Annotated in this window: 12 protein-coding genes and 1 tRNA gene; 7 read left to right on the forward strand and 6 right to left on the reverse strand. The window is 60.6% G+C overall.

What is annotated here, in order from left to right; all coding sequences use genetic code 11:
- Positions 1–35 precede the first annotated feature (35 nt).
- The 3 genes from BUA42_RS15460 to BUA42_RS15470 are packed head-to-tail and all read left to right on the forward strand — an operon-like array spanning position 36 to position 2581.
- Positions 36–1232 carry a BaiN/RdsA family NAD(P)/FAD-dependent oxidoreductase gene (locus BUA42_RS15460; protein ID WP_245819031.1) on the forward strand — a complete coding sequence of 399 codons (1197 nt, stop codon included), beginning with the start codon at positions 36–38 and terminating at the stop codon, positions 1230–1232.
- A 48-nt stretch (positions 1233–1280) separates the two neighbouring features.
- The gene (locus tag BUA42_RS15465) at positions 1281–1928 is read left to right on the forward strand and encodes a ParB N-terminal domain-containing protein (protein WP_143152715.1); all 648 of its coding nucleotides are present in this window, start codon (positions 1281–1283) and stop codon (positions 1926–1928) included.
- Entirely contained in the window at positions 1925–2581 is a 657-nt protein-coding gene (locus BUA42_RS15470) for a hypothetical protein (RefSeq protein ID WP_072779184.1), read from the forward strand. The genes BUA42_RS15465 and BUA42_RS15470 overlap by 4 nt, the downstream gene beginning before the upstream one ends.
- Before the next feature lie 11 nt (positions 2582–2592).
- Here BUA42_RS15470 and murD read toward each other — a convergent pair whose 3' ends face one another.
- Genes murD through BUA42_RS21215 form a run of 6 tightly spaced genes read right to left on the reverse strand, consistent with a single transcriptional unit; the run spans position 2593 to position 7829 of the window.
- Complete coding sequence (gene murD, locus BUA42_RS15475) at positions 2593–3996, reverse strand: UDP-N-acetylmuramoyl-L-alanine--D-glutamate ligase (RefSeq protein ID WP_072779185.1); 1404 nt, start codon at positions 3994–3996, stop codon at positions 2593–2595.
- Positions 3997–4053: 57 nt separating this feature from the next.
- Positions 4054–5355 (reverse strand): histidinol dehydrogenase, encoded by a 1302-nt coding sequence (gene hisD / locus BUA42_RS15480; protein WP_072779186.1) that lies wholly within the window; start codon positions 5353–5355, stop codon positions 4054–4056.
- A 53-nt stretch (positions 5356–5408) separates the two neighbouring features.
- Positions 5409–5927 carry a GNAT family N-acetyltransferase gene (locus tag BUA42_RS15485; RefSeq protein ID WP_072779187.1) on the reverse strand — a complete coding sequence of 173 codons (519 nt, stop codon included), beginning with the start codon at positions 5925–5927 and terminating at the stop codon, positions 5409–5411.
- Complete coding sequence (locus tag BUA42_RS15490) at positions 5924–6394, reverse strand: DUF2948 family protein (RefSeq protein ID WP_072779188.1); 471 nt, start codon at positions 6392–6394, stop codon at positions 5924–5926. The genes BUA42_RS15485 and BUA42_RS15490 overlap by 4 nt, the downstream gene beginning before the upstream one ends.
- Complete coding sequence (gene murA / locus BUA42_RS15495) at positions 6391–7662, reverse strand: UDP-N-acetylglucosamine 1-carboxyvinyltransferase (protein WP_072779189.1); 1272 nt, start codon at positions 7660–7662, stop codon at positions 6391–6393. Before murA ends, BUA42_RS15490 begins: the two co-directional genes overlap by 4 nt.
- Positions 7663–7667: 5 nt before the next feature.
- Positions 7668–7829 carry a hypothetical protein gene (locus tag BUA42_RS21215; protein WP_178346915.1) on the reverse strand — a complete coding sequence of 54 codons (162 nt, stop codon included), beginning with the start codon at positions 7827–7829 and terminating at the stop codon, positions 7668–7670.
- Positions 7830–7928: 99 nt separating this feature from the next.
- On the opposite strand from BUA42_RS21215, the gene BUA42_RS15500 reads away from it, so the two are divergent.
- The 4 genes from BUA42_RS15500 (at position 7929) to BUA42_RS15515 (ending at position 11943) form a co-directional block, all read left to right on the forward strand.
- Positions 7929–8003: transfer RNA gene (locus BUA42_RS15500), tRNA-Thr, on the forward strand.
- A 40-nt stretch (positions 8004–8043) separates the two neighbouring features.
- On the forward strand, positions 8044–9453 hold the full coding sequence (locus BUA42_RS15505) for a methyltransferase domain-containing protein (protein ID WP_218588639.1): 1410 nt from the start codon (positions 8044–8046) through the stop codon (positions 9451–9453).
- 121 nt (positions 9454–9574) lie between these two features.
- Positions 9575–10717 (forward strand): glycosyltransferase, encoded by a 1143-nt coding sequence (locus tag BUA42_RS15510; protein ID WP_072779191.1) that lies wholly within the window; start codon positions 9575–9577, stop codon positions 10715–10717.
- A gap of 11 nt (positions 10718–10728) precedes the next feature.
- Entirely contained in the window at positions 10729–11943 is a 1215-nt protein-coding gene (locus BUA42_RS15515) for a 3-deoxy-D-manno-octulosonic acid transferase (protein WP_072779192.1), read from the forward strand.
- Positions 11944–11978: the final 35 nt, after the last annotated feature.

Here is an 11978-nt window from a genome sequence, read left to right on the forward strand (position 1 = left end):
ATTCGCACCTTGCCTCTTGCGACGCTCCGCGATCCATGATGGGTGCCGATATGGACGTGAACACCCTTATCCTTGGCGCTGGCGCCGCCGGCATGATGTGTGCGGCGCATGCCGGACCTTCGACACTGGTCATCGACCACGCCAAGGCTCCGGGTGAAAAGATCCGTATCTCGGGCGGCGGGCGTTGCAATTTCACCAACCTGCACACCGATCCGGCGCGCTTTCTTGGGCAGAACCCGCATTTCCACAAATCCGCGCTCAGCCGGTACACCCAGTGGGACTTTCTCGACCTCGTCGACCGCCACAAGATCGCGTGGCATGAAAAGACCCTTGGCCAGCTCTTCTGCGACGACAAAGCCACGCAGATCATCGAAATGCTGCGCGCCGAACTCTTGCAGACAGGTGCAGAGCTTTGGTTGAAAACGACGCTCACCGATCTCGCCCACGATGGCGATCAGTACGAGGCGACGCTTGAACGGGACGGAACACGCCACGTTTTGCGGGCGCGCAACCTCGTGCTTGCGACCGGCGGGAAATCCATTCCCAAGATGGGCGCAACCGGGCTGGCGTACGACATCGCACGCAAGTTCGGCCACACGGTCACTGAAACGCGCCCTGCCCTCGTTCCACTGACCTTCAGTGACAAGCGCTTTGCCGACATCTCGGGCGTTTCGACCCCAGTCGCGGCCTGCGCCAATGGCACCACCTTCGAGGAAGCAATGCTGTTCACCCATCGTGGTCTGAGCGGCCCGGCGGTGCTTCAGGTGTCCAGCTATTGGCACGAAGGCGACAGTATTTCCGTCAACCTTTTGCCGAACCATGATCTTCAGTCCAGCTTACGCAGCGCGCGCACCATCCAAGGGAAGCGAAACGTCACCACGGCCTTGGCCGAAGTCCTGCCGGAACGGCTGGTATCGCATCTCGCAACCCAGTTGCCTTTGCAAGGCAATGTCGGAGATCTGTCCGACAAACGGATCGACGAGATTACCGACGGGCTGCGGCAGTGGACACTGACACCGACGGGCAGTGAAGGCTACCGTACCGCGGAAGTGACGCTTGGCGGTATCTCAACCGACCGGATCGACAGCAAGACCATGATGTCTCGCAAGGTTCCGGGGCTTTTCATGATCGGAGAGGCCGTGGACGTGACCGGCTGGCTGGGTGGCTACAACTTCCAATGGGCGTGGAGTTCCGGCGTCGCAGCCGGGCGTGCGATCACGGCTCGGACTTGAATGCGATTGAAAACTGTTTCACATCTGCCGCTCATGTCGGATGTTGCCATGTCTGTTCCCAAAGCACCTTTTCCGGTTCTGCGCGGCGTCTTGCGCGATCTGGCGAACCGCTTGGCGGAAGGGCAAAACGCGCCGCATGCGCAGGAACGCATCTGGATCAACCCTTCGCGCATCACTCGCATCTACACCCGCAACCCGTTGGAAACGCCGGATTTCAAACGTCGGCACTCCGGCATGATCGTGGCTGGCGACTGGGATCAACGCACCGAACCCATTGACCAATCCTGGAAGATCGCCGCGTGTCTGGCGCATTTCCGGGACGGTGTGCCATGGGAGCAAACCGGCGTCTTCGAGAGGATGCAGGACGTGATCGCGCGTCGTGGCACATTTGACGGATGCCGGACTCAACAGGATATTGAAGCGCGATACCGCCGGATCGATGCGCTTTATGCCAACATCAAAGCCAGCGGTTACCGGAACGAAACGGTGATCCGGCGCGCCGTGCCGCGCCTGCCCGAAGGGGTGTTTGTCCATATCGACCGTGATGGGACGCCCGTTTTTGGGGCCATTGGCAACCACCGCATGGGTATTGCACGCGCTCTGGGTCTGACCCGCATCCCGGCGCAACTTGGCGTCGTGCACCCCAAAGCACTGTCTCAAGGCGCGCTGCAGGGGTTTCGGGATCCACGTCCATGAACAAGATTCGAAAGACCATCAGTGCGGGCGTACCGCTCAAGGCTTTGCGTGATGTCACCAATCGGCTGCGCTTTGGCCCTGACGCCCCTCAAAGCGACGAGTTGATCTGGATCCGGCCGCGCGACGTTGAGAATTGGTACAAACCCGACCCTAAGAATGGCGCGCCACGGTTTCGCCGACGACATTCGGGCATGGTGGCACCGGGCAATTGGGATCGCTCCACCTCGCCGTTCGGCAGCCACCTCAAACTCAACAGCATCAGGCAGCACTTTGAAAACGGTGTTCCGTGGGAAGAAACCAAGCTCTTTGGCTGGATGCTGCAACAGATCGAGGAGAAAGGCCGCATCGACGGCTGCCGCAACCGGGAAGAGCTGTTGGACCGCTATAGGCGGCTGGACCGGATCTACGACGAAACAAAGCGTACCGGTCGGTTGCGCCCGCACGGGTCAGTCAATGAGACGCGGCGCGAGCATGGGGGTATCCTCGTGCATATCAACCGCAACGGAACGCCCTTGCGCGACGGCGGCGGCATGCACCGTTTCGCCATCGCCTATAGTCTCGATCTTGAAAAGGTCCCGGCGCAACTGGGCGTGATCCACCCCGATGCGGTACGCTCGGGTGTATTAAAGAACCTGCGACAAGCGCCGGACTAAGCCCACAAGCGTCAGTTCCCGAGCTGTGCCGTGACCCGCGCCACAAAGTCCTCTCCACGCTTTTCGAAGCTGTCATACTGATCGAAACTCGCCGCCGCCGGGGCCAGCAGGACAACGTCGCCCGCCTCCGCATCGGCAACCGCCCGCGCGACGGCCACATCCATCGTCCCGCACGCCTCGGTTTCCAACCCGGTCAGTTGCACCGCAAACGCATCCGCCTCGCGCCCGATCACATAGGCCTTGCGCACATGGCCAAATCCGGCGCTTAAGGCCTCCAATCCGCCTTCCTTCTGCAAGCCGCCGCAAATCCAACGGATGTTCTTGAAGGCCAGCAGGGCTTTCAGCGCCGAATCCACGTTCGTTGCCTTGCTGTCGTTCACGTAGGTCACACCGTCTTTTTCGCCCACGATCTGGCTTCGATGCGGGAGACCGGCAAATGTGCCCAAGGCAGCTTCGATGGCCCGTGGCGCAACGCCCAGCGCGCGTACGGCGGCGTAAGCCGCGCAAGCGTTCTGGTGGTTATGCGCCCCCGGAAGACCCTTGATCGGACGCAGATCAATCGAGGCGACCTGCCGCCCCTTGCGCCACTCGGCCAGAAACCCCTTCCGGGCGAAGACGGACCAGCCCGGACCAGAGAGCTTTTGTCCGGACGAGATTTGGATCACGCGATCATCCGTTGCGCCTTCGGACAGCTGATTGGCGATGTACCGTCCCTCGTTTTCGTCGACGCCGATCACCGCGCGATCCGGGCCGCCTTCGGCAAACAGCCTGCGCTTCGCCGCGAAGTAGCCGCCAAGGCCAGCGTGGCGGTCAAGGTGGTCCGGCGACAGGTTGGTGAACACCGCCACATCTGGCGTCAGCGCCCGCGCAAGGTCTGTCTGGTAGCTCGACAGTTCAAGCACGATCACATCCCCATCGCCTGGCGGATCAATGTCGAGCACGCCGCGCCCGATATTGCCCGCCAGCTGGCTACGGAACCCTGCCTCTTCAAGGATATGATGGATCAGGGCCGACGTGGTGGACTTGCCGTTCGATCCCGTCACCGCGATCACGCGCGGTGCGGTGTCGAACCTGTCCCAATCACCTGTGGCGAGCGACCGGAAGAACAGGCCGATGTCATTGTCGACCGGAACGCCTGCGTCCCAGGCCTTGGCGATCACGGGGTTGGGTGCGGGATAAAGATGCGGGATGCCGGGACTGATGATGAGCCGTGAAATGTGGTCAAACGCGCTGTCCTTGGACAGGTCGCGAATGTCAAAACCTTCGCCCTCGGCGGTTTCACGGGCCTTCGGGTTGTCATCCCAGCAAATCGCGGTTGCGCCACCTTCGCGCAACGCCCGTGCCGCTGACAGGCCAGAACGCCCCAAGCCCAGAACTGCTACTTGCTGCCCATCGAAACCCTGAACCGGGATCATCGCACCCCTCCCCTTCGCTTCGCCAATCGCTAGCGCATCTGACAGGGCGGGGAAAGATCAGCCGTTCAGCTTCCGCAAGCGCGCCGTAACGGACAGGCCGTGCGCCTCCAGCGACTCCGACGTTGCCAGCACTTCAGCCGCAGGTCCTATCGCCCGCAACGCTTCGGGCGACATTTTGGCCAAGGTCGTGCGTTTCAGGAAGTCGAGCACGGACAACCCGGAAGAGAACCGCGCCGACCGTGCCGTGGGCAAAACGTGGTTTGGGCCGCCGACGTAATCGCCAATCGCTTCGGGCGTCCACTGGCCCAGGAAGATGGCTCCGGCATGGGTGATCTTGTCGGACAGCGCTTCAGGGTCAGCGACACACAGTTCCAGATGCTCGGGCGCAATCCGGTCGCACAGCCTTGCCGCCTCGTCCAGATCCCGCACCGTGATGATCGCACCAAAATCGCGCCAGCTCGCCCCCGCAATCTCGCGCCGTTCCAGTGTCTCAAGACGCACCGTGACCGCATCTGCTACAGCCTGTCCGAAAGCCGCGTCCGTCGTAATCAAAAGCGACTGCGCGCTTTCGTCGTGTTCGGCCTGGCTCATCAGATCAAGCGCGATCCAGTCGGCATCATTGTCCCCGTCCGCAATGACAAGGATCTCGGACGGCCCCGCGATCATGTCGATCCCGACCTTGCCGAACACCCGCCGTTTGGCGGCTGCGACGAACGCGTTTCCCGGACCGGTGATCTTGTCCACGGGTGCAATGGTTTCGGTCCCATAGGCCAGCGCGGCCACAGCCTGCGCCCCGCCAATGCGGTACACTTCGTCGACGCCGGCCACCCGCGCCGCCATCATCACCAAAGGATTGATGATTCCGTCCGGTGTCGGCACCACCATCGCCAACCGCTCCACACCGGCCACCTTGGCCGGAACCGCGTTCATCAGGACCGACGACGGATAGCTGGCCAATCCACCCGGCACGTAAAGCCCCGCCGCCGAAACCGGTGTCCACCGCCAGCCAAGCGTCGCGCCATCCGGATCGGTCCACATCTCATCCGAGGGCATCTGGCGCGTGTGATAGGCGCGAATGCGTTCCGCCGCCAACTCGAGCGCATGTTGCTCCTCGTCGGACACCTTGGCGATCTCCGCGTCGATCTCGGCATCGGACAGACGTATCTGGTCCGCATCGATCTGCATCCGGTCGAACTTCGCCGTCAACTCCAGGACTGCCACGTCACCGCGCGCGCGAACATCGGCGATGATGCCAGACACCACGTCATCCACATCCGGGCTGTCTTCGCGTTTCGCGGCCAGCACCGCGGAAAAACGCTGCTCGAAATCGGCGTCCGTCGTTGACAGAAACTGTGGCATCAACCTCTCCCGGTTTGGCAACGCCGGACACTTAGACCGAGCCGCCCGAACCCTCAAGCGTCCCGGGTCAAATCCGTTTCATCGAGAGCCCGGATCATGAGAAAGTCATCGCGCGGACCCCCATCGACAAGCACCGATCTCGGGCGCCGTCCGAACACATGAAATCCCATTGACTTGTAAAGCGCCTGCGCGCGTGTGTTCTCCACGTCGACACAAAGCTCGGCCTGCAGCACGCCGTTCCGCGCCAGTTCCTGCAACATCGCCTCAACCAGTGCGCGACCGAGCCCCTGTCCCTGTGCCGTGTCCCGCACGTAAAGCGGACCGATATCCGCCATATGCCGCATGCGCCGCGGGCCACCGCGCCGTGCCGAAATGAACCCCTGAATGCGCGACGCCTCGTCAAACGCGCCGAAAGTCAAATGCGTCTGCAGCGCCTTCTCGATGTCCTTGTTCGGAATCGCGCGCACTTCTTCCGCACCAAAAAGAAAGGCCGTGGGTACACGCATCAGGCCTTCGGCCCAGATGGCACGGTAGGCAGACAGGTCCTTCGGCGTCAGCCTGCGGATCGTCATTCGGGGTGATCGGGTACCTTGCCGGATACCGCCACATAAGGCCGCGTCACATCGCGCAAAGCAACTTCAAGCTCGTCCACCTGCAGCCGCAAGGCGCCGTCTCCGGCCAAGGTTAACTCTAACGCCGAGCCGCCTTCGTCAAAGCTGACAGACAGCAAGGACAAGATCGTATCCGTGTCAGACCGGTCGACGCCCTGGCTGGAGACGCGGACCACATTCTCCACCGCGAGAACGGACTGAACCCGCTCGGGTTTATGTGTCCCACGCTGGGCCGCCGGAATGTCCTCCCAGCGGAAACGGTTGATGAGAAGGCCGAACCGTTTCTGGCGCGGTTGCCATTGCATCTCCGTCGCGGGAAATACAGCGTCCTGGCACAGCGCCGAGAGGATTTGCAGGTCCTCCGTGTCCATCGCAACCAGCCGCAGCGGCCGTTCCGCACCGCTTTCGAATGTGGCGTCTTCTGTCACTGTTCCTTCACCCGCTCAATCTTGGCGCCCACACCTTCCAGTTTGCGGACGACGTGCTCATATCCCCGGTCCAAATGGTAGACGCGGCTCACAATCGTTTCTCCTTGGGCCGCCAGCCCGGCAAGGATCAACGACACCGATGCGCGCAAATCCGTCGCCATCACCGGCGCGCCTTTCATGCGGTCCACCCCGGTGACCGTCGCCGTCCCGCCATGCACATCGATCTGCGCACCCATGCGGATCAGTTCCGGCGCGTGCATGAAGCGGTTCTCGAAGATTTTCTCTTCCAGAACGCTTGTGCCCTCTGCCGTACATAAGAGCGCCATCATCTGCGCCTGCAGATCGGTCGGGAACCCCGGGAAAGGTTCGGTGGTCACATTCACCGCCCCAACACGCCCATTCTTGCGCGCCACCTTAAGCCCCGCCTCGGTCTCCTCAACCGAAATCCCGGCCTCGTCCAGCTTCTCGCAAAACGCCGACAAAAGGTCGATCCGTCCGCCCAGACACTCGACTTCCCCACCGCAAATGGCGGGTGCCAACATATAGGTCCCCAACTCGATACGGTCTGTCACCACCCGGTGCGTTGCACCCCCAAGACGGTCGACCCCCTCGACCGTGATCTCGGACGTGCCCGCCCCGTCGATCTGAGCGCCCATCTTCTGGAGGCATTCGGCCAGATCCACGATCTCCGGCTCCCGTGCTGCGTTCCTGAGTACGGTTGTCCCCTTCGCAAGCGTCGCCGCCATGAGCGCGTTCTCTGTCGCGCCCACGGACGCAAACGGGAAGTCGACCTGCCCGCCATGCAGCCCGCCCGAGGGTGCCTTGGCATGCACATAGCCGTCCCGCAGGTCCAGCTCTGCGCCCATCGCTTCCAACGCCTTCAGATGAAGGTCGACGGGACGCGCCCCGATCGCACAGCCCCCTGGCAAAGACACTTCCGCATGTCCGAAGCGCGCGAGCAGCGGCCCCAGAACGAGGATCGACGCGCGCATCTTGCGAACAATGTCGTATTCCGCGCGCTGGGACGTCAGGTCATGGCTCGACATTGCCAACACCTGCCCATCTTGCAGCGCCTGAACCTCGGCACCTAGCGACTGCAGCAAGAGTGTCATGGTGCGAATGTCACTTAGCCGCGGCGCATTGGTCAGCGTCAAAGGCTCATCGCTCAGAAGCGTCGCCGGCATCAATGTCAGGCAGGCGTTCTTTGCGCCTGCAATCGGAATCTGCCCGCTGAGCGGTCCGTTCCCCGTCACGATAATCTGATCCATACCTGCTAACTGCCCTCGCTCGCGTTCGATTTTTTCTTGTCGTTGTCCTCGCCCGACCGCGCCCGCGCCTGCGCTTTGCGCCGCGCCAGATTGGCCTTCAACGCCGCCTTGAGGCGATCTTCACGCTCGGCAGCCGCGCTTTTCCCGGATGAGGATTTCTGCACCATGCCGCCTTCCTATCCCAGAGCCCAAAAAGGGTCCAGATTGCCCTTGCACCGATTCTCGTTTGCGTCTAATCACCCGCCACGCTGACCCCAGCGCCCGGCGCTGCTGTAGCTCAGAGGTAGAGCACTCCCTTGGTAAGGGAGAGGTCGAGAGTTCAATTCTCTCCAGCAGCACCATCCATTCGAATGTGCATCGAGTTACTGTCAGGCTACCGCAGTGGTCGACTTGGACCTCTTCGTGTGCCAGCATAGTTGCGGCACAATTCAATATTCAGAGCATAGCGATTTTTTGAGGTATCAAACTGGGGAGGCCAGAGACGTGAGCAAAAACTCTGCGAACCAAACCTGCTCCACAAACCACGGTGACCCAGAACTCGAGAAGTTTGCGTTCATCGACGCTCAACTCGAAAAAGCCCGGGACCTGGTCACCGAAGGCAAACAGGAAGAAGCGCTTCGAACCTGCACTGATGTTTTGAAGCAGGGTGATCTTCCAATCCAAAGCGCATCAACGCTTGCGCGCATCGTGCGACACCTCGGTCAGGATGAAATGGCTGACCAAATCACATCGGTCTTGATCGAAGGGATCCGCAAGAATTTGGAGAGCTTATCGCAATCCACACCGAACCTGATCATCGCGGCGCAGTCACTTGCCGACCTCGAAAAGTTCGACGACGCCAAACAGCTTTCCGATCTTGCACGACCGACCGTAATTAATGATGTGCACCTGACAACCTCGTACTGCTCGTTGATGGTCAGCATGGATTACGAGAAAGATGCTTTTTCTGCAGCAACAGAATTCATCAAGGGCAAGCCGGACCAATTCGAAATTGCCATCCATTTTGCAATGGTTTTTGCCCATTTGGACTGCCGGGAGAGCGCAAGGCACTTTTTGTTTCATGCTCGGGAACACGTCACGTCCAAATCGCAACGTGCGCAGCTCAACTACCAGTTAGCCGCGCATGGCTATCCGGTTGATGACCTTGATCAGCATGCTATGGCCGTCGAGCTTTTTGACAATTTCGCGGACACCTACGACGAGCAACTCAAACTTCTGGAGAACAACGGCCCGAGCCTGCTCTACAGCGTATTGGAAGATTTGAATATTCCCAAGAACGGAACACGGCGCATCTTGGACGCAGGATGCGGAACCGGCCTCTGCGCACCGTTCCTGAGACCTTACGCGAATGAGGTGTTCGGCGTCGATTTGTCGGTCAGCATGCTCGAGAAAGCCAAGTCGAAAAGCGTTTACGACTACCTCGCGCGCACGGATTTGTCGGTCGCTGCAACTTACCCTGAAGGCACATTCGACATGATTGTCAGCTCGGACGTGCTCGTTTATGTGGGCGCACTTGATACCGTTTTCGACAACTTCCAGACCATTTTGAAACCCGGTGGTTGGCTCTTGATTACCGTCGAGACAGAAACCGATCCAAAGCGCGCAAACGGTTTCCGGCTCTACAGCAGCGGTCGCTACAAACACTCCGACGGGTATTTGTTGGACACTCTGGCGCAGACCGGATTTCCCAAACCGAAAATTCTGACACACGCCCGCTTGCGAGATGAAATGGCAAAACCCATCCTCGGCACTGTACTCGCGGTACAAAAACCTGCGTTTCTGACGGGCTGAACACGTTAAATTTGGTCAGAGTGACATGCCGTCGCTCATTTCCACGTCGCCCGAGGCCTTTGCCTTGCTGGTGTTTCTCTGCACTGCTACCTAACAGTCTGTTATCTACCCGGACACTCACATGCGCGCTGCAATCGCGACTGGCGAATATCATCTGGGCGGTGAGACCTTCATCAACCGCCACATCGAACACTTGTTCGGTGGCAATACCGTTGTAGTCTGTGGGCGGTTTCATGGGGACAATCCCTACGGCAAATCCTATTTCGTCCGGCGCGATGGTTTATCCGGCAAGGATATTCTGATTGCACCCTGGTGGCTCCTGCGCAATCGCATCCGGCATGGGACATCGCGATTGCCATTTGGAGAGGCGAAAGTGGCGCTGACCAAGTTCGTGCGCGATGAGGGGGTGGAGGTCATCCTGGCCGAGTTCGGCACTCAGGCCTTGGCTCTTGCGCCGCTCGCGAATGATCTTGGCATTCCGATCTTCACCTATTTCCGTGGCACCGACGCCTCCAAAGCTATTCGGACCGAGCGTATGCGGGCGGCGTATCGGAAGATGATGCCGCGTTTGGCGGGTGTGTTTTCGGTGTCGCAGTTTCTGCTCAACAACCTCAAAAGACACAACATCACGCACCCGAACAGCCATGTCATCCCTTCCGGCGTCGATGTCCGCCGGTTTGCGCCTCAGGACAAGGTGCCGCTGAGCTTCATGGCGGTGGGGCGGTTCGTCGAAAAGAAGGCGCCGCTCATCACCCTGCGCGCGTTTGCCGACGCGACACAGGGTTTTCCGGCGGCTAAGCTCGACTTCATCGGCGACGGCCCTCTGCTCGAGGCGACACGTGCGTTGGCCGAAGAGATCGGCGTGACTGGCAAGGTCCGGTTCCACGGTGCGCAGCCTCACGACACCGTGCGCGACCGGTTGATGAGCACGCAATTCTTCCTGCAGCATTCCGTCACCGCGCGGGATGGCAACACCGAAGGCCTGCCCACCGCCATTCAGGAAGCCATGGCTTGCGGCTGTATCACCATATCAACCCGCCATGCGGGCATTCCCGAGGCCATCGACGAAGGCGATACCGGCTTTCTCGTCGATGAACACGATGACGTTGGTTTCACCGCAGCGGTCTCCACCGCGATTGCGGTCGACGACCCGGCAGCCATGTCGCAGCGTGCGCGCAAGGTGGCGGAAGACCGGTTCGACAATCATACCCTGCTGAAGGTGCTCGAACGCCGGATTCAGGACACGCTCGCCGACCGCGACTGATCGGGCCGGGCGTGCTGCTGTACCATATCCTTTTGCGTGTGCTGGCCGCCAAAGAGCTCGCGGCGCGCGCGGCGAAAGCGGACTGGTCGGGGATCAAAGCCAGGCTTGGCCGGGTAGACGCGGCACCGGAGGGCGCCACGATTTGGCTTCACGCCGCGTCGAACGGTGAAATCGCGTCTGCGAAGCCGGTGATCCGCCACCTTCTGGACCAGGGGCACCGGCTCCTTGTCACCCTGAACACCGATACCGGCGTCGCGTTGGCGAAAAGCTGGGCGCTCCCGAACCTTTTTGCACAGTTGGCGCCACTCGATCTGCCCGGGCCAACAAGACGCATCTATCGCGATTGGGGTATCACCGCCCACATCACCCTGGAATCCGACCTCTGGCCGCATCGCATTCTGGCCTGCCCCGGGCCGGTCATCGTCCTCGGCGGACGGTTGACCGAGCGGTCGGCAAAAGGTTGGCGTCGGTTCCCCAAGCTCGTGGGCCGCGTCATGAAAAAGATCACCTTCCTGTCCGCCCAGGACACAGGGTCGATGAGGCGTTTTGAAGAGTTCGGGCTTTCGGATGCTGCCAAAGGTCCGGTGTTCGATCTGAAAGCGCTTTACGAGCCGCCAGACGCTCCGATGAATGCCACCTTGAAAAGCGCATTTGACCGCGACACCACGTGGTTGGCCGCATCCACCCACGAAGGGGACGAGGACATTGTTCTAGAGGCCCACAAGCGTTTGCTGAACGTCCACCCGACCGCGCGCCTGATCCTTGCGCCACGCCATCCCAGACGCGCGGACGTGATCATCAACCTGATCCGGCAGCACGGCCTGAGCTTTGCCCAGCGCTCGAAGGGCGAAAACCCGGAGACCGCGCAAGTGTATCTCGCCGATACGATGGGCGACATGCACCTCTGGTACGCGCTGGCCGGGATTACCCTTGTCGCAGGGTCCTTTTCAGACCGTGGCGGGCACACACCTTATGAACCGGCGCATTTTCGGTCAGCCATCCTTCACGGCACGGATACGGCGAATTTCGAAGCCGCTTACGAGAAACTGGCACGGTTGAACGGTGCGATTTGCGTAGACGATGCGGCATCGCTTGCGGACGCCCTCGAGTCCCTGATGACGTCCAAAACCCATACCAGACTGGGTGCTGCGGCGCATGATGCGCTCTTGCAAGACGTCAAAATTGACACATTGATGCAGCACGTGATTGCCGCGCTGAACGCTTGATGTCGTCGAGCCTATGCTTATTTGTTAAACAGAAA

This window comes from Marivita hallyeonensis (genome assembly GCF_900129875.1).
GTDB lineage: Bacteria > Pseudomonadota > Alphaproteobacteria > Rhodobacterales > Rhodobacteraceae > Marivita > Marivita hallyeonensis.